Raw genomic sequence first — 16,700 nt, 5'->3', positions numbered from 1 at the left:
CCCACCCACCCTTTTGGCGGGCTTCGCCGCCCGACCCAACGCGGGCTTGCGCCCGGCCTTCGCCCAACCCTTGCGCGGGCCTTCGCCCAGCCCTCGCACGGGCCTGCGCCCAGCCCCCTTTGCCGCTGGCGCGGTGCGCACGTTCCAGCCCGCCGCGGCGGCAGGCCGCCCCACGGCGGAGTCCGGCGGTCCGAGCTGACCGCAGCCCGCCGACGATCCGCCGGAAGGGCTCACCGTACGGGGAGTGGGGCGTCGATCGCCTCGCGCCACTCGCGGACCGCTGAGGCGTCCACCGGGGCGGTCCAGCCTCCGGGACGGACCGCGCCGCCGACGTGGAAGCCGTCCACACCGGCCGCGCGGAGCTCCGGCAGGTGCTCCACCTTCAGGCCGCCGCCCACCAGAAGCCGGGGCTCGTAGCCGGGCTCGCCCGCTCGGGTTCTGGCCGCCTCTTCCCGGAGTACCGGCAGGCCGTCCGCCACGCCGAGCGGGGAGCCCGCGGTCAGGTAGGTGTCCAGGCCGGGCAGCCCGCCGAGCGCCTTGCGCAGCGCGTCGCGGCTGGCCGCGCGGTCGATGGCCCGGTGGAAGGTCCAGCGGGCCCCGTCGACGGCGTCGACCAGCGCCCGTACCGCCGCCAGATCGGGGCCGCCGTCGCGGTCGAGGAAGCCGAGGACGAACTCCTCGGCGCCTTCCGCCCGTAGCATCCGGGCCCGTGCGCACAGCGCGTCGACATCGCGCGGGTCCCCCGCACCGAAGCCGTCGGTCGGCCGCAGCATCACCCGCAGTGGAATCGTGACGGCGGCGCGCACCGCGGCGAAGGTCTCCAGGCCGGGGGTGAGGCCGTCGGCGGCCATGTCCGTGACCAGTTCGAGGCGGTCCGCCCCGCCAGCCTGCGCGGCAACCGCGTCATCGGCCCCCAGAGCGATCACTTCGAAGATTGGTCTAGACATGTAGAACAGCCTGCCATACGGCCGTATGCACTGCCAGACGACCCTCCACAATGGCGAGAATGGGCACCATGCCCGCGACCCCGGAGCCACGCCACCCCTCGTATGACGCGCTGCTCACCCGCTGGACGGGTCTGCTGCGCCGCGCCCAGTGCACCGTGGACCCGGTCCCGTACGGCGAGAACCTGCTCGCCCGCTGGGCCGAGCCGCAGCGGCGCTACCACACCACCGACCACCTGATCGCGGTCCTCGACCACGCCGAATCGCTCGCCTCGTACGCCTCGGACCCGGACGCCGTTCTGCTCGCCACCTGGTTCCACGACGCCGTCTACCGGCCGGACCGCTCCGAGAACGAGCAGCGCAGCGCCGACCTCGCCGAACGCGCACTGGCCGAGGCGGGCCTGCCGGGCCCGCTGGTGGCCGAGGTCGCCCGCCTGGTGCGGCTCACCGTCAGCCACGATCCGGACGACGGCGACCGCGACGGCGAGGTGCTGTGCGACGCGGACCTCGCGATACTCGCCGCCGCCCCACGGGAGTACGCCGCCTACGCGGCGGCGGTGCGCGAGGAGTACGGGTTCGTTCCGGACGAGGTGTTCCGCGCGGGGCGCGCCGACGTACTGCGCCAACTCCTCGCACTGCCAAGGCTGTTCCGCACCGCGTACGGATTCGAGCACTGGGAGCGGACCGCCCGCCGCAATCTGGAAACAGAACTGCGATTGATCAGCGACTGATACCGGGAATGCCCACCACCCGCGGGGGCCCTGTACGAAGCACTGACCGCGCGCAGTCCGGTCGCGGCGGTGGCGCTGTCGCTGCTGCTGGGCGTGGCCTCGTTCATCACGGCGCCCGCGCTCAACGCCCGTATGTTCAACGTGGCCAACGCCGCACCGACCCTCGCGGGCGCGACCACCACGGCGGCCTTCAACATCGGCAACACGGCGGGCCCGTGGCTGGGCGGCCTCGTCATCAGCGCGGGCGCCGGTCACGCGGGCGTGGCATGAGTCAGTGTCGCGCTCGCCGCGGCGGCCTTCCTGCTGACGGCCCTACAGGTCCGCTTCCGCTGACCCGACGTCCCGACCTCGGCGCAGGCTAGCGCCCCGGCAGCCGGCCGACCGCGGCGATGACCGCCCCGTCCTTACCGCAGACCCAATGGGGGTCGGGGCCCAGCTCCGGCTCGACATCGAGCGCGTGCGGCTCCTCGCACGCGGGACACAGCGGCCAGCGACCGTAGCGGTCGAGAAGGGCGTCCTGAACGTCCTGGGCGATCAGGCCGGTGACGAACTCCGCGCCGTCCGGCCACTGCTCAACCCACCATCTGCGGTTCGCCACCGCGTCCTCGACCAGCGAGACGATCGCCGCGTCGTCGATATCGCAGGCCGCCAGATCGGCCAGCACCAGCGCGCGGGCCGCGTGTAGCGCGGGTTCGAGGTCCATACGTCGATTCTCCCTCGCTCATTGGAGTGATCAGCCATCGGAAGATTGACCCGTCGGGCGAGTGAAAATATCTTTCAAGTGTGACGCAGAACGCGAAGGAAACTTTCCGTAGTCGCGACACCGGGTCCACCCTGACCGCCAAGGTCAGAAACCTCTCCCCCACCATGACCCGTTCCATGCAACGCGTCGCCGAGGCGGTCGCGGCCGACCCGGCCGCATGCGCCCAGCTGACCGTCACCGCGCTCGCACAGCGAACCGGAACGAGTGAGGCGACCGTCGTCCGCACCGCCCGCGTCCTCGGCTACCCCGGCTACCGGGACCTGAGGCTCGCCCTCGCCGCGTTCGCCGCCCAGCAGCAGGCGGGCGCACCGGCGGCGGTCACCGCGGACATCGCGGTGGACGACCCACTCGCCGACGTGGTCGCCAAGCTCGCGCACGAAGAGCAGCAGACCCTCGCCGACACCGCGGCCGGACTCGACGTGTCCCAACTGGAGGCGGCGGTAGCCGCGTTGGCGTCCGCCCGCCGTATCGACGTCTACGGCATCGGGGCGTCGGCGCTGGTCGGCCAGGATCTCGTGCAGAAGCTGCTGCGCATCGGGCTGATCGCGCACGCGCACAGCGACCCCCATCTGGCGGTGACCAACGCCGTGCAACTGCGCCAGGGCGACGTCGCCCTGGCGATCACCCACTCCGGCAACACCCTCGACGTCATAGAGCCGCTGCGCACCGCATTCGACCGCGGAGCCACCACGGTGGCGATCACCGGGCGCCCGGACGGTGCGGTGGCCAAGTACGCCGACCACATCCTCACCACGGCGGTCTCCCGGGAAAGCGAGCTGCGCCCGGCCGCCATGTCCAGCCGCACCAGCCAACTCCTGGTGGTGGACTGCCTGTTCATCGGTGTCGCACAGCGTACGTACGAGCGGGCGGCGCCCGCGCTGTCCGCCTCGTACGAGGCGCTCGCCCACCGCCACAGCCCCGTGGCGCCCACCGCACGTTAGGAATCACGAGCCGCAATGTCCCGCGACACCCCTTATGGAGAGCTGCGCCGCGAGTTGGCGACCCTCACCACCGAGGCGTTCCGGCCGGAGCTGTCGGACATCGACCAGCTGCCGACCATGGACATCGCCCGGATCATGAACGGTGAGGACGCCACCGTCGCGACCGCCGTCGCCGCGCAGCTGCCGCGGATCGCCGCCGCCATCGACGGCACCGCCGAACGGATGGCCCGGGGCGGCCGCCTGGTCTACGCGGGCGCGGGCACCGCGGGGCGCCTCGGGGTACTGGACGCCAGCGAGTGCCCGCCCACCTTCAACACCCGGCCCGGCCAGGTCATCGGCCTGATCGCGGGCGGCCCCGAGGCGATGCTGAGCGCGGTCGAGGGTGCCGAGGACAGCGGGCGGCTCGCGGTCGAGGACCTCGACGCACTGGGCATCGGCGCCGACGACACCGTCGTCGGCGTCTCGGCCTCCGGCCGTACCCCGTACGCCATCACGGCCGTGGAACACGCCCGGGCGCAGGGCGCGTTGACGATCGGCCTGTCCTGCAACGCGGACTCCCCGCTGGCCGCCGCGGCCAAGCACGGCATCGAGGTGGTGGTGGGACCCGAACTGCTCACCGGCTCCACCCGGTTGAAGGCGGGCACCGCGCAGAAGCTGGTGCTCAACATGATCTCGACCATCACCATGATCCGGCTGGGCAAGACCTTCGGGAACCTGATGGTCGACGTGCGCTCCTCCAACGAGAAGCTGCGGGCCCGGGCCCGCCGCATCGTCGCACTGGCGACCGGCGCCGCCGACCCGGAGATCGAAGCGGCGCTGGCCGCGACCGACGGTGAGGTGAAGAACGCCATCCTCACCATCCTGGGCGACGTGGACGCGGCCACGGCCGAGCGGCTGCTGGTGCGTCACGGCGGACATCTGCGGGCCGCCCTGCAGGCCGCGACCAACTGAAGCGCCCGAGGGCGGCACCCCTGTTCGGGGTACCGCCCTCGGGTTGGACGAAACCTGATCCTGGCGACCGGACCTCGGTCCGGTACGCACTGGGTGGATCAGAAGTCCATGCCACCGCCCATGCCGGCAGCGGCGGCGTCGGCGCCAGCGGCGGCCTTCTCCGGCTTGTCGGCGATGACGGCCTCGGTGGTGAGGAACAGGGCCGCGATCGAGGCGGCGTTCTGCAGCGCGGAACGCGTCACCTTGGCCGGGTCGATGATGCCCTCGGCGATCAGGTCGACGTACTCGCCGGTCGCGGCGTTCAGGCCGTGACCCGGCTTGAGGTTGCGGACCTTCTCCGCCACGACGCCGCCCTCAAGACCGGCGTTGACCGCGATCTGCTTGAGCGGGGCCTCCAGGGCCAGCTTGACGATCGCGGCACCGGTGGCCTCGTCGCCGTCGAGCTCGATCTTGTCGAAGACCGAGACGGTCTGCAGCAGGGCCACGCCGCCACCGGCGACGATGCCCTCCTCGACGGCGGCCTTGGCGTTGCGCACCGCGTCCTCGATGCGGTGCTTGCGCTCCTTGAGCTCCACCTCGGTGGCGGCACCGGCCTTGATGACGGCCACGCCGCCGGCCAGCTTGGCGAGGCGCTCCTGGAGCTTCTCGCGGTCGTAGTCGGAGTCCGACTGCTCGATCTCGGCGCGGATCTGGTTGACCCGCCCCGCGACCTGCTCGGTGTCACCGGCACCGTCGACGATGGTGGTCTCGTCCTTGGTGATGACGACCTTGCGGGCGCGGCCCAGCAGGTCCAGACCGGCGTTCTCCAGCTTGAGGCCGACCTCCTCGGAGATGACGGTGCCACCGGTCAGGATGGCGATGTCACCGAGCATGGCCTTGCGGCGGTCACCGAAGCCGGGGGCCTTGACGGCAACGGACTTGAAGGTGCCACGGATCTTGTTGACCACCAGGGTCGACAGGGCCTCGCCCTCGACGTCCTCGGCGATGATCAGCAGCGGCTTGCCGGACTGCATGACCTTCTCCAGCAGCGGGAGCAGGTCCTTCACCGACGAGATCTTGGAGTTGACGATCAGGATGTACGGGTCGTCGAGGACGGCCTCCATACGCTCCATGTCGGTCGCGAAGTACGCGGAGATGTAGCCCTTGTCGAAGCGCATGCCCTCGGTGAGCTCCAGCTCAAGACCGAAGGTCTGCGACTCCTCGACGGTGATGACGCCTTCCTTGCCGACCTTGTCCATGGCCTCGGCGATGAGGTCACCGATCTGGGTGTCGGCGGCGGAGATGGAGGCGGTGGAGGCGATCTGCTCCTTGGTCTCCACGTCCTTTGCCTGCTCGAGCAGCTGGGCGGAGACGGCCTCGACGGCACGCTCGATACCGCGCTTGAGGGCCATCGGGTTCGCACCGGCGGCTACGTTGCGCAGGCCTTCCTTGACCAGCGCCTGGGCGAGTACGGTCGCGGTCGTCGTGCCGTCACCGGCGACGTCGTCCGTCTTCTTGGCGACCTCCTTGACCAGCTCGGCGCCGATCTTCTCGTACGGGTCCTCGAGCTCGATCTCCTTGGCGATGGACACACCATCGTTGGTGATCGTGGGCGCGCCCCACTTCTTCTCGAGGACGACGTTGCGGCCCTTGGGGCCGAGGGTCACCTTGACGGCGTCGGCGAGCTGGTTCATACCGCGCTCAAGGCCGCGCCGTGCCTCCTCGTCGAACGCGATGATCTTGGCCATGTGAAGTGGTCCTCCCGGACGAAGGGGGTCCTCCCCAGCCCCTGAGAGCCTGGGGACGATTACTCCGGACCGCGCTGGCGCCCGCGACGGACGGCCTGCCGGCCGCCGGTTCCTTCCCGACGGTCGAACGGACCTCACCGACCCGGTCCATCTGTCACTCTCAACGTCAGAGTGCTAACGCCCAATGATTAGCACTCTGCCCCTTAGAGTGCAAGCGCCCCGGAGGGGCTCGAAGGGGGGTGGCGGCCGGGCGACGGGTGGGCGCAAGCGCCCCGGAGGGGCTCGATGGGGGACATGGCCTTCTCCCCCGGGCAGGCGCGAAGGGTCCGCACCCCTCTGGGGTGCGGACCCTTCGACATTGAGGTCTCGTGGCGCGATGCGCCGGTGGTCAACCGGCCATCCGGACCATGTCAGCCTGCGGCCCCTTCTGGCCCTGCGAGATCTCGAACTCGACCCGCTGGCCTTCTTCGAGGGTGCGGTAGCCGTCCATCTGGATCGCGCTGTAGTGCACGAAGACGTCCGCACCACCGTCGACCGCGATGAAGCCGTATCCCTTCTCCGCGTTGAACCACTTGACGGTGCCCTGAGCCATCCCTAACTCCCCTATTACTGGCCCTTGCACGGGACCGCACTCCGCGGGCCCGGGTCAGACCTCACCCCTAACACATGGAGGTGTGCGCCGGAACGCGTGCCGACCGCGGCTGAATGTATCTGCACGGACGCCCTCTGCAACAGGTCACTCGGACGAGAATTCTGGGAGCGCCCGATCGGTAATTCTGGGAAAAAGGCCAGGAATTCAGGGCAACTCGGACCGGGCATAGCCGACCAACACGACAAATAGCACCCTGATTTCGGGTACAACTTGTCGCGTTCTTCACGTGCCCTCGGCACGTGCGTCACGTCCCGAGCCCGAGCGGCTGTACGGCGGTGCGAACTGCGCCGGCGGCCCGATCGTTGGACGACCGATGGCGAATGACCGGAAATGAGGTTTGGACACCTCAGAGCGATGCCCTTGAATCACGGACCACCGCTGCCGTCGCTACTGTACCGCGCCTGGGAACATGCGCGTGCCCCGCCTGCCGCATTGGCAAACGGGGCATTCGCGAATGGCTGGAATCGTTCGGTGGGACGCTCAGCAGCCTCCGGCGACGGCCGGAATAATCGACACACCGGAACCGTCCGGGGTCACCGTCTCAAGACCCTTGTCGAAGCGCACGTCATCGTCGTTGACGTACACATTCACGAAACGCCGCAGCTTGCCCTGGTCGTCCAGAACGCGGGCGGAGATACCGGGGTGGTCCTTCTCCAGCGACGAGATGACCTCGGAGAGCGTGCTGCCCTCGGCCGAAACCTCGGCCTGTCCGCCGGTGTAGGTGCGAAGGATGGTCGGGATTCGGACGTTGACACTCATGCTGATCTCCTCGCTGCGCTCGGAGACGCACTCGCGTGACGCGCCTCCTTGTTGGTTCCCTCGCTCCGCTCGCTCACCCGAGACCAGCCTCTCGGAACGCGTCGAGGGTGGGACGGATGACCGCGGTCGGGCCGGTGGTCGGCGCGACCGCGTCCAGGGTCTTCAGACCGTCGCCGGTGTTGATGGCGACGGTCTCGGCGGCCGGGTCGAGCTGACCGGTCTCGATCAACTTCTTCAGCACACCGATGGTCACGCCGCCCGCGGTCTCGGCGAAGATGCCCTCGGTGCGGGCCAGCAGCTTGATCGCGGCCACGACCTGCTCGTCGTTGACGTCCTCGACCGCCCCGCCGGTACGTCGGGCGATGTCCAGCACGTACGGGCCGTCGGCCGGGTTGCCGATCGCCAGCGACTTGGCGATGGTGTTCGGCTTCTGCGGGCGCACCACGTCATGCCCGGCCTTGAAGGCGGTGGAGACCGGGGAGCAGCCCTCGGCCTGCGCACCGTAGATCTTGTACGGCTTGTCCTCGACGAGACCGAGTTTGACCAGCTCCTGCAGCCCCTTGTCGATCTTCGTGAGCTGGGAGCCGGAGGCGATCGGAATGACGATGTTGTCCGGCAGCCGCCAGCCGAGCTGCTCGCAGATCTCGTAGGCCAGCGTCTTGGAGCCCTCGCCGTAGTAGGGGCGCAGGTTGACGTTGGTGAAACCCCAGCCCTCACCGATCGGGTCACCGATCAACTCGCTGCAGAACCGGTTCACATCGTCGTAGGTGCCCTCGATGCCGACCAGTTCGCCGCCGTAGACCGCGGCCATCACGACCTTGCCCGCCTCCAGGTCGTGCGGGATGAACACGCACGAGCGGAAGCCCGCCCGTACGGCGGCGGCACCGACGGCACCGGCCAGGTTGCCGGTGGAGGAGCAGGACAGCGTGGTCAGGCCGAAGTTGCGGGCCGCCTCGACGGCGATCGCCACCACCCGGTCCTTGAAGGAGTGGGTGGGGTTCCCCGAGTCGTCCTTGATGTGCAGACCGCCGGTGACGCCCAGTTCGCGAGCGAGCCGGTCGGCCTTGACGAGCTTGGTGAAGCCGGGGTTGAGGTTCGGCTTGGACGTCACGTCGGCGGGGACGGGCAGCAGCGGGGCGTACCGCCAGATGTTGTGCGGGCCCGCTTCGATCCGCTTGCGCAGGCCTTCCGGGTCACCGCTGGGGAACTCGTAGGCGACCTCAAGTGGGCCGAAACAGGCCTCGCAGGCGAAGATCGGGCCCAGCGGGAAACGCTCGCCGCACTCGCGACAGGACAGGGCGACGGCCGGTCCGAAGTCGGTGGAGGTGCTGGCGGCGGGTTCGACGGTTTCGACAGCCATATGGCGAGGCCTCTCCTCATCTTCCCCACGGCGCGTCTCGCCGCGGGCCGGAATTGGCACCTTCCCCACCGTGGCCTCGTCTCGCAGGTCGGGCCGGTAGGAGGGTTGCCGGGACGTCAACGGGCCGTTCCCTCAGTCCCTCTGGATGAGCTCTATGGCACTGGGTGCTGCTGCGATTCCCGGGAGGTAACCCCCGGACGGCCAGCCGTGGCCAGTGCGTTTTTTGCGCGCTGACCCCCGGCATGCGGTCGTCACGCGCGTTGCTCAAGACTGTAACCGAAGGGTCGGACAGTCGAGATAGTCGTCCGAACCGCGAGATGGATCACATGCATGGTTCTGCTGCCAGGGAGACGCGCAGGTGCTGGAAGAGGTGCAGCGCTGGCTGGAGCGGCGGTCCTGGTCTGTTGCCGACCGGCCGCTCGACCGGCTGCTCGCCGCCAAACGCACGGCAGGCGCCGCCGGCACCGTGAGCGTGGTGCTCCCGGCCCTCAACGAGGAGGCCACCGTCGGGGCGATCGTCGGGGAGATCCGACGGGAGCTGATGTGCGAGACCGCGCCGCTGGTGGACGAGCTGATCGTGATGGACTCCGGCTCCACCGACCGGACCGCCGAGGTGGCGGCGCGCGCCGGGGCCCGGGTGGTGCACCGGGACGAGGTGCTGCCCCGGATCCCGGCCGTGCCCGGCAAGGGCGAGGTCCTGTGGCGTTCGCTGCTGGCCACCAGCGGCGAGATCATCTGCTTCGTCGACGCCGACCTGCGGGACTTCGACGCCAGCTTCGTGTACGGAATCGTCGGGCCGCTGCTGACCGACCCCGAGGTGCAACTGGTCAAGGCGATGTACGACCGGCCGCTGGAGACCGGCGCGGCCGTCGTCCCGGCGGGTGGCGGGCGGGTCACCGAGCTCGTCGCCCGGCCACTGCTCAACCTGCACTGGCCGCAGCTCGCCGGGTTCGTACAGCCGCTCGGCGGCGAGTACGCGGGACGGCGCTCGCTGCTGGAGCGGCTGCCGTTCCCGGTGGGGTACGGGGTGGAGCTGGCCATGCTGGTCGACGCACTGGCCTGCGCCGGACTCGACGCGCTCGCCCAGGTGGACGTCGGCGTACGGCACCACCGGCACCAGGACTGTCAGGCCCTCGGCCGAATGGCCGCGACGATCTACCGCACCGCCCAAGTGCGGCTGGCTCGCACGACGTTGGTACGGCCGGTGCTCACGCAGTTCGACCGCGGCCCGCAGGGCGGTTTCGAGCCACGCGTGCACGAGGTGGTGGCCGAGGAGCGGCCACCGATGATCACCGTGCCGGAGTACGCGGCACGGCGTGCCGCATAGGTTCGCCTGCCGCCCGCTCGCCGCCGCCTTCGGGCGGCGATGCGCGCCGTCCTGTGGGCCGGCCGCCCCGCCCCGGAAATTCCCCTGGTCCACGTCGAGCCATCCCGGACGGAAAAGTGCCCACGTCAGGCGGAAGGCACCGTAGGCTGGCCGCATGGTCGCTACGCGCGCAGCCCAGGTCCTGGTCGCGTCCAACCGCGGACCGGTGTCGTACGCCCGTGCCGAGGACGGCTCGCTCACCGCACGACGCGGCGGTGGAGGACTCGTCTCCGGACTGAGCGCCATCGGGGCCGACGCGGGCTCCGTGTGGGTGTGCGCGGCGCTCTCCGACGACGACCGGGCGGCGGCGGAGGCCGCGGGCGGACGGCTGGACCCGGCCGACACCGGCGGCCAGTCGGTGCGGATGCTGGACATCGATCCGGCGGTCTTCGCCGGGGCCTACAACGGCATCGCCAATTCCGTGCTGTGGTTCGTCCACCACCTCCTCTACGCGACCCCGCTGGAACCCGTCTTCAACCAGGACTTCCGCGCCCAGTGGGCGTCGTACGAGAGCTACAACGCGGCGTTCGCCGACGCCCTCGCCGAAGAGGCCGCCGAGGGCTCGGCCGTCCTGGTACAGGACTACCACCTGACACTGACACCCCGGCTGCTGCGCGAGCGGCGACCGGATCTGCGGATCGGGCACTTCTCGCACACCCCGTGGGCCCCGCCGGACTACTTCCGGCTGCTGCCCGACGACGTCGCCGCCGAGGTGCTGCTCGGGATCCTCGGCGCGGACCGCGCCGCGTTCCTCACCCGCCGCTGGGCGGACGCCTTCACGGCATGCTGCGCCGATCTGCTGGGCGCCGAAGTCACCACGGACGGCGCCGAATCGGCGGTCCGCCACGACGGCCGGACGACACGGATCGGTGTGCACGGCCTCGGCGCCGACGCCGAGTTCCTCCGGGAGCGCGCGCACCGCCCGGATGTGAACGAACGGCTGGCCGCACTGCGCGAGCAGATCGGCCGGGACCGCAAGGTCATCGTCCGGGTGGACAGGACCGAGCTGTCGAAGAACATCGTGCGCGGACTGATGGCGTACGAGCGGCTGCTGGCCACCCACCCCGAGTGGCACGGCCGCGTGGTGCACGTCGCCTTCGCGTACCCCTCGCGGCACGATCTGGCCGTCTACCGCGACTACACGGCCACCGTCCAGCGGCTGGCCGAGGAGGTCAACTCCCGTTACGGGACCGTGGATTGGCAGCCACTCATCCTGCACGTCAGGGATGACTTCGCGCGCTCCCTCGCCGCGTACCGGCTGGCGGACGTGGCGCTGGTCAACCCGATCCGGGACGGTATGAACCTGGTCGCCAAGGAGGTCCCGGTGGTCTCCGACGGCGGCTGCGCACTGGTGCTGTCGCGGGAGGCTGGGGCCTTCGCGGAGCTGGGCGACGACTCGATCACGGTGAACCCGTACGACGTTGAGGCCACCGCGAGGGCGCTGCACGAGGGGCTGACCATGCCGGACGGTGAGCGGGCGATGCGCAGCAAGCGGCTGGCCGCCGCGGCGACGGCGCTTCCGCCGCAGCGGTGGTTCCTCGACCAACTGGCCGCGCTCGGCGGGTAGTCCGCCTCCGTCCGCCCGTTCAGGCCAACGCGTCGGCCAGCGCCCCCAGCAGCCCCACGACCCCCTCCGGACCGTCGACCACGATGTCGGCGCGGGCGGCGAGTTCGGCCACCTCGTTGCTGCCGCTGCACACCAGGACGCCGGGAACGCCCTCCGCCCTCAGGTTCTCCACGGCGTCGAAGGCGGCCAGATCACCGAGGTCGTCCCCGGCGTAGAGCGCCGCGCTCGCTCCGTTCTCCCGTACGTACGAGGCCAGGGCGACGCCCTTGTCCATGCCCGGCGGCCGCAGCTCCAGCACCATGCGGCCCGGCTCGACGATCAGACCGTGCCGGTGCGCGAGTTCGGTGAGCGGTCCGCGCAGCGCGTCGAGGGCGGCCTGCGGATCGTCGGTCCTGCGGGTGTGTACGGCGACGGCGCGCCCGTCCTTGTGCTCGATGTGCACCGTCTCCACCCAGGTTTCGCGCCAGGCGCCGAGGCGCTCCAGGAAGCCGGGCAGCTCGGCCCGTACCGCCAGCACGCCCGGGTCGTCGCCGGGACCGTGCACCTCGCCGGAAACGGCGTCCCAGCGCTCGGCGCCGTAGTGCCCGAGGACCACCAGGTGCTCCAGGCCGGGCACCCCCGCGAAGCCTCCGTAGCGCACCGCGACCCCGGCCGGGCGGCCGGTGATCACCACGACGGAGCCGACTCGCGGGGCGAGCCGGGAGAGCACCGACACCGCACGGGGATGCGCGCGGGCTTGATCCGGGTCGGGAACGATCGGGGCCAGTGTGCCGTCGAAGTCCAGTGCCACGACGGCCCGTTTCGGCTCGCTGAGCAGTTCGGCCAGTCCGGCCTTGCCAGCGGGCGTGACGGGGGTGGGAAGGGGGTGGCTGCCCATGGCACGACCCTACCGGCAGGACGTGCGGATGGGCGGCCGTTTCCCCCCGTCGATGAGGTCAGGCCCTAGCGGTTCGCGCGGCGCGCCTCGCGCAGGCGGCGCAGGCGGTTGACGGTGGCCGGGGCGTGGGCGAGGGCGCGGGGGTCGTCCAGCAGGGCGTTGAGCAGTTGGTAGTACAGGTGGGGCGAGATGCCCAACTGCTCCCTGATGGCACGCTCCTTGGCGCCCACCGTCGGCCAGCTGCGCCCGGCGACGGCGAGGATGGCGCGCTCACGCTCGGAGAGGTCGTCCTGGCCCGTCCGCTCGGTCACCACGGCACCTCCTCCACTCGCCCTACGCCGTCAACGCTACTTCGCGGCGGCGCTGTTGTCCGCCGCCTCCGCGGTGCGCTGGAGGTCACCGAGCACGCCCATCGGGTCCTGGGTCGCCGCCTTGCCGACGACCTGCTTGAGCTTGGCGTTGACCGGACCCCAGGAGGTCTTGTTGTCCGGGTAGAACCGGGCGTTCGGCAGCTCCTGGAGGAACGGCCAGACCTCCTTCAGGGAGGAGTCGGCGAGCATCGCGTTGGACGCTGACACCGTCACCGGTTGCAGGTCGTAGGCGCGCAGGAACTTCAGCGTGTTCTGCCGGCTGTATGCGAACTCCAGGAACTTGCCGATCTGCTGCCGGTTGCCGTTCTTCTTGAACGCCATCATCCAGTCGGCGACGCCGACCGTCGCCGAGAGCTGGCCGCCCTTGCCGGGGATCTTGGCGATGCCGTAGTCGACGTGGTTCTTGGCGGCCAACTGGATCAGCGTGGGATGGCCGTTGAGGAAGCCGCAGTCGCCGCTGGCGAACGCGTTGAAGACGTCCTGGCGGTTGGTGGTGGCCGGATTACGGCCGGACAGCCCGGTGTCGGACAGATTGGTCTTGATCCACTGGAAGGCCTCAAGGTTCTGTGCCGAGTTGATGGTGTAGCTGCCGACGTCGTCGGTGTAGTTGCCGCCGTTGCCGAGCATCCATATCAGCGTCTCCGCGGCCGGTTCCTCCGGCCCGAACGGCAGACCGAACGGGACCTTCACACCGGCCGCCTTGAGCTTCTGCGCGGCGGTCTTGAGGTCGTCCCAGGACTGCGGCGGATTCGCGCTGCCGTCCGCCTTGACGATCCCGGCCCTCTTGAACAGCGTCTTGTTGTAGAACAACATGCGCGCGCTGGAGACGAACGGCATGCCGTACTGGGTCCGGTTGACGCTGCCCGCGTCCGACATGGAGCCGATGAAGTCGGCCTGGGCGGGTATGGAGAGCAGCTCGTCCACGCTGTAGAGCAGGCTCTTGGCGGCGTAGTCGGCGTATGCGCCGCACTGCGCGATGTCGGGGGCGTTGCCGGCGGCCACCATCTCGGCGACCTTCTTGTCGACGACGTCCCAGCTGTAGACCTTGACGTCGACCGTGATGCCGGAGTTCTTCTGCTGGAACTGGCGGGCCACGTCGTCCCAGTACGTCTGCGAGGTGTTGGCGGAGTTGTTGCCGTAGTCGGCCGCGACCATGGTGAGCTTGGTGCCGCCGCCCGCGGCGCCACCGGCGCATCCCGTGAGCGACGACATCGCTCCCGCGAGGCCGAAGCCCGAAGCGAGCCCAAGGAATCGTCGCCGCTCCACCGTGTACCTACCACCTTCATCGCTGTCCCGTCGGAATCGCCAAATATACGGTGCGGGCACGCTCGCGCTTGCCTCTGGGGTAACCACCCGCCACCCGCCCGACACCGCCGCCGACTTCGCGTCCCACCCCCGGCCCACCCCCGGCCCAGCGACGGCCGTGCGCAACGGCACGCGAAGGCCGACGGTGGTCGGGTGGGCAGGCGGGAAACACACCCGGACACCCGGGTGGACTAGACCAGTCCGGCGCAAGGAGCCAGACTGGTCCCCGTGGAACACGTCATCGCCCTGGACGTCGGCGGCACCGGGATGAAGGCCGCCCTGGTCGGAGTGGACGGCACGCTCCTGTACGAGGCGCGTCGGCCCACGAACCGGGAGCGCGGCCCCGAGGCCGTGATCGCCGCCATCCTGGACTTCGCCGCGGACCTGCGGGTCCTCGGCATGCGCGAGCTCGGCGAGCCCGCCGCCGCGGCGGGCGTCGCGGTACCCGGGGTGGTCGACGACGAGCACGGCGCCGCCGTCTACTCGTCCAACATCGGCTGGCGGGACGTACCGATGCGCACGCTGCTCGCCGAGCGCCTGGACGGGATCCCGACGGCCGTCGGCCACGATCTGCGCTGCGGCGGGCTCGCCGAGGGCCGACTCGGCGCCGGGCGCGGCCAGGACCGGTTCCTGTTCCTGGCGCTGGGCACCGGCATCGCCGCCGCCATCGGCATCGACGGCCGGATCGAGGCGGGCGCCCATGGCTGCGCGGGCGAGATCGGCCACATCGTGGTGCGCCCCGGCGGCCGCCGCTGCCCCTGCGGGCAGACCGGCTGCCTGGAGACCGAGGCGTCGGCCGCCGCGGTGGCCCGCGACTGGGCCGAGGCGAGCGGTGACCCGGCAGCCACCGCTGCCGACTGCGCGCAGGCCGTCGAGAAGCACGACCCGCGCGCCGTGGCCGTCTGGCAGAGCGCTATCAGCGCGCTGGCGGACGGTCTGGTGACCGGGCTCACCCTGCTGGACCCACGGGTGCTGATCGTCGGCGGCGGGCTCGCCGAGGCGGGGGAAACACTCCTCGGGCCGCTGCGTACGGCCGTCACGGAGCGCGTCACGTTCCAGCGGCTCCCCCTCATCGTTCCGGCGGCCCTCGGGGACGCTGCCGGCTGCCTGGGCGCGGGTCTGCTCGCCTGGGACCGACTCTCCGTGGAGGTAACCGCCTGATGGCCGCACAGCACACCGATCACCGTGAAGTCCTGACCGGGGCACGGCTGGTACTGCCGTCAGGCGTCGTCCGGGACAGCCTGACGGTCGAGGGCGGCAGGATCGCCGCCAACCGGTACGACGAGCGGGGCGGCACCGACCTCACCGGCCACTGGATCGTGCCCGGCTTCGTCGACATCCATGTGCACGGCGGCGGCGGAGCCTCGTTCTCCGCGGGCACGGCCGAGGAGGCGCTGACCGCCGTCGGCACACACCGCGCGCACGGCACCACCACCATGCTCGCCTCCACCGTCACCGGAGACCTGGACGATCTGGCCCGCCAGGCCGCCGTGCTGTCCGAACTGGTGGAGCAGGGCGAGCTGGCCGGAATCCACTTCGAAGGCCCGTTCATCTCCCCGCACCGCTGCGGTGCGCACGAGCCGACGCTGCTGCGCGACCCGGACCCGGCGGACGTACGGAAGTTGGTCGACGCGGCACGAGGCGCCGCCCGGATGATGACGCTCGCCCCCGAACTGCCCGGCGGCCTGGAGTCGGTGCGGTTGCTCGCCGGGCACGGTGTCATCGCCGCGGTCGGCCACACCGACGGCGGTTACGACGCGACGCTGGAGGCGATCGACGCGGGCGCCACCGTCGCCACGCATCTGTTCAACGCCATGCCGGGGCTCGCCCACCGCGCCCCCGGCCCGGTCGCCGCACTGCTCGGGGACGAGCGGGTGACGGTGGAGTTGATCAACGACGGTACGCATCTGCACCCCGCCGTCCTGGAGTTGGCGTTCCGCACCGCGGGCGCCGGGCGGGTGGCGTTCATCACCGACGCGATGGGCGCGGCCGGAATGAGCGACGGCCGCTACCCGCTCGGCCCGCTGCAGGTCGAGGTCAAGGACGGGGTGGCCCGGCTGGTCGAGGGCGGCTCCATCGCGGGCTCCACGCTGACGCTGGACACCGCGTTCCGCCGGGCGGTCACCATCGACAAGCTGCCCGTCGAGCAGGTCGTCCAGGCCATTTCCGGCAACCCGGCCAAGCTGCTCGGGCTTTACGACTCGATCGGCTCGTTGGAGCCCGGCAAGGATGCCGACCTCGTGGTCCTCGACGACGACTTCGCTCTGGCGGGCGTGATGCGCAAGGGCGAGTGGGTGGTGCGACCCACGGACAGGTGACGCATTCGCACGGCGAAGACGACCGGCGGTCGGCCCGACTCTGGGCCGACCGCCGTTCTTTTGGCATG

At 70.7% G+C, this 16,700-nt stretch carries 17 protein-coding genes, 1 pseudogene and 1 riboswitch; of the genes and pseudogenes, 9 read left to right on the top strand and 9 right to left on the bottom strand.

Features of this window, described 5'->3' with window-relative positions; translation table 11 throughout:
• Positions 1–199 (top strand): hypothetical protein (locus P2L57_RS28070; protein ID WP_372515961.1); only part of this gene is annotated, 199 nt, incomplete at its 5' end.
• A gap of 31 nt (positions 200–230) precedes the next feature.
• On the opposite strand, the gene P2L57_RS28065 is transcribed toward P2L57_RS28070, so the two are convergent.
• Positions 231–947 (bottom strand): copper homeostasis protein CutC, encoded by a 717-nt coding sequence (locus P2L57_RS28065; protein ID WP_275818978.1) that lies wholly within the window; start codon positions 945–947, stop codon positions 231–233.
• Positions 948–1,015: 68 nt separating this feature from the next.
• Here P2L57_RS28065 and P2L57_RS28060 point away from each other — a divergent pair, with 68 nt between their 5' ends.
• Positions 1,016–1,675, top strand: a complete 660-nt coding sequence (locus tag P2L57_RS28060) for an HD domain-containing protein (protein ID WP_275819004.1) — start codon at positions 1,016–1,018, stop codon at positions 1,673–1,675.
• A gap of 39 nt (positions 1,676–1,714) precedes the next feature.
• Positions 1,715–1,942 (top strand): annotated as a pseudogene (locus tag P2L57_RS28055) (Cmx/CmrA family chloramphenicol efflux MFS transporter); the annotation flags it as partial.
• Positions 1,943–2,033: 91 nt separating this feature from the next.
• Here P2L57_RS28055 and P2L57_RS28050 read toward each other — a convergent pair.
• Entirely contained in the window at positions 2,034–2,378 is a 345-nt protein-coding gene (locus P2L57_RS28050; protein WP_275818976.1) for a DUF8819 family protein, read from the bottom strand.
• Between the two features lie 80 nt (positions 2,379–2,458).
• Here P2L57_RS28050 and P2L57_RS28045 point away from each other — a divergent pair, with 80 nt between their 5' ends.
• Positions 2,459–3,379, top strand: a complete 921-nt coding sequence (locus tag P2L57_RS28045) for a MurR/RpiR family transcriptional regulator (protein WP_275818975.1) — start codon at positions 2,459–2,461, stop codon at positions 3,377–3,379.
• Between the two features lie 15 nt (positions 3,380–3,394).
• A complete protein-coding gene (murQ, locus tag P2L57_RS28040; protein ID WP_275818973.1) occupies positions 3,395–4,330 on the top strand; it encodes an N-acetylmuramic acid 6-phosphate etherase in 936 nt (311 codons plus the stop codon).
• A gap of 98 nt (positions 4,331–4,428) precedes the next feature.
• Here murQ and groL read toward each other — a convergent pair whose 3' ends face one another.
• The 4 genes from groL to thrC all read right to left on the bottom strand — a co-directional run bounded on the left by groL (position 4,429) and on the right by thrC (position 8,828).
• Positions 4,429–6,057 (bottom strand): chaperonin GroEL, encoded by a 1,629-nt coding sequence (gene groL, locus P2L57_RS28035; protein ID WP_275818971.1) that lies wholly within the window; start codon positions 6,055–6,057, stop codon positions 4,429–4,431.
• A gap of 388 nt (positions 6,058–6,445) precedes the next feature.
• On the bottom strand, positions 6,446–6,649 hold the full coding sequence (locus P2L57_RS28030; protein WP_052859305.1) for a cold-shock protein: 204 nt from the start codon (positions 6,647–6,649) through the stop codon (positions 6,446–6,448).
• 540 nt (positions 6,650–7,189) lie between these two features.
• Positions 7,190–7,468, bottom strand: coding sequence for a MoaD/ThiS family protein (locus P2L57_RS28025; RefSeq protein WP_275818968.1), 279 nt, complete (start codon positions 7,466–7,468; stop codon positions 7,190–7,192).
• A gap of 73 nt (positions 7,469–7,541) precedes the next feature.
• The gene (gene thrC / locus P2L57_RS28020; RefSeq protein WP_275818966.1) at positions 7,542–8,828 is read right to left on the bottom strand and encodes a threonine synthase; all 1,287 of its coding nucleotides are present in this window, start codon (positions 8,826–8,828) and stop codon (positions 7,542–7,544) included.
• A gap of 13 nt (positions 8,829–8,841) precedes the next feature.
• A riboswitch (SAM riboswitch) is annotated at positions 8,842–8,980 on the bottom strand.
• A 206-nt stretch (positions 8,981–9,186) separates the two neighbouring features.
• On the opposite strand from thrC, the gene P2L57_RS28015 reads away from it, so the two are divergent.
• Both P2L57_RS28015 and P2L57_RS28010 read left to right on the top strand, forming a co-directional pair.
• Entirely contained in the window at positions 9,187–10,155 is a 969-nt protein-coding gene (locus P2L57_RS28015; protein ID WP_275818964.1) for a glucosyl-3-phosphoglycerate synthase, read from the top strand.
• 154 nt (positions 10,156–10,309) lie between these two features.
• Positions 10,310–11,761 (top strand): alpha,alpha-trehalose-phosphate synthase (UDP-forming), encoded by a 1,452-nt coding sequence (locus P2L57_RS28010; RefSeq protein ID WP_275818962.1) that lies wholly within the window; start codon positions 10,310–10,312, stop codon positions 11,759–11,761.
• A 19-nt stretch (positions 11,762–11,780) separates the two neighbouring features.
• Here the strand turns inward: P2L57_RS28010 and otsB are convergent, their stop codons facing one another.
• The 3 genes from otsB to P2L57_RS27995 form a co-directional block, all read right to left on the bottom strand.
• Positions 11,781–12,638, bottom strand: a complete 858-nt coding sequence (gene otsB / locus P2L57_RS28005; protein ID WP_275818960.1) for a trehalose-phosphatase — start codon at positions 12,636–12,638, stop codon at positions 11,781–11,783.
• Positions 12,639–12,703: 65 nt separating this feature from the next.
• A complete protein-coding gene (locus P2L57_RS28000; RefSeq protein WP_275818958.1) occupies positions 12,704–12,949 on the bottom strand; it encodes a DUF3263 domain-containing protein in 246 nt (81 codons plus the stop codon).
• A gap of 36 nt (positions 12,950–12,985) precedes the next feature.
• The gene (locus P2L57_RS27995) at positions 12,986–14,275 is read right to left on the bottom strand and encodes an ABC transporter substrate-binding protein (protein ID WP_275818956.1); all 1,290 of its coding nucleotides are present in this window, start codon (positions 14,273–14,275) and stop codon (positions 12,986–12,988) included.
• 267 nt (positions 14,276–14,542) lie between these two features.
• On the opposite strand from P2L57_RS27995, the gene P2L57_RS27990 reads away from it, so the two are divergent.
• Both P2L57_RS27990 and nagA read left to right on the top strand, forming a co-directional pair.
• Positions 14,543–15,475, top strand: coding sequence for an ROK family protein (locus P2L57_RS27990; RefSeq protein ID WP_275818954.1), 933 nt, complete (start codon positions 14,543–14,545; stop codon positions 15,473–15,475).
• A complete protein-coding gene (gene nagA, locus P2L57_RS27985) occupies positions 15,475–16,632 on the top strand; it encodes an N-acetylglucosamine-6-phosphate deacetylase (protein ID WP_275818952.1) in 1,158 nt (385 codons plus the stop codon). The genes P2L57_RS27990 and nagA overlap by 1 nt, the downstream gene beginning before the upstream one ends.
• The last annotated feature ends 68 nt before the right edge of the window (positions 16,633–16,700 follow it).

It is taken from the genome of Streptantibioticus ferralitis, from assembly GCF_029223525.1.
In the GTDB taxonomy this organism is placed as follows: domain Bacteria; phylum Actinomycetota; class Actinomycetes; order Streptomycetales; family Streptomycetaceae; genus Streptantibioticus_A; species Streptantibioticus_A ferralitis.
Note: the sequence above shows the minus strand (reverse complement) of the source record. Positions and strands in the feature narration are given on the sequence as shown.

Coding starts and splice junctions, on each gene's coding strand:
- P2L57_RS28065 (WP_275818978.1), bottom strand. CDS start 947: ATGTCTAGACCAATCTTCGAAGTGATCGCTCTGGGGGCCGATGACGCG.
- P2L57_RS28060 (WP_275819004.1), top strand. CDS start 1,016: ATGCCCGCGACCCCGGAGCCACGCCACCCCTCGTATGACGCGCTGCTC.
- P2L57_RS28050 (WP_275818976.1), bottom strand. CDS start 2,378: ATGGACCTCGAACCCGCGCTACACGCGGCCCGCGCGCTGGTGCTGGCC.
- murQ (WP_275818973.1), top strand. CDS start 3,395: ATGTCCCGCGACACCCCTTATGGAGAGCTGCGCCGCGAGTTGGCGACC.
- groL (WP_275818971.1), bottom strand. CDS start 6,057: ATGGCCAAGATCATCGCGTTCGACGAGGAGGCACGGCGCGGCCTTGAG.
- P2L57_RS28030 (WP_052859305.1), bottom strand. CDS start 6,649: ATGGCTCAGGGCACCGTCAAGTGGTTCAACGCGGAGAAGGGATACGGC.
- P2L57_RS28025 (WP_275818968.1), bottom strand. CDS start 7,468: ATGAGTGTCAACGTCCGAATCCCGACCATCCTTCGCACCTACACCGGC.
- thrC (WP_275818966.1), bottom strand. CDS start 8,828: ATGGCTGTCGAAACCGTCGAACCCGCCGCCAGCACCTCCACCGACTTC.
- P2L57_RS28010 (WP_275818962.1), top strand. CDS start 10,310: ATGGTCGCTACGCGCGCAGCCCAGGTCCTGGTCGCGTCCAACCGCGGA.
- otsB (WP_275818960.1), bottom strand. CDS start 12,638: ATGGGCAGCCACCCCCTTCCCACCCCCGTCACGCCCGCTGGCAAGGCC.
- nagA (WP_275818952.1), top strand. CDS start 15,475: ATGGCCGCACAGCACACCGATCACCGTGAAGTCCTGACCGGGGCACGG.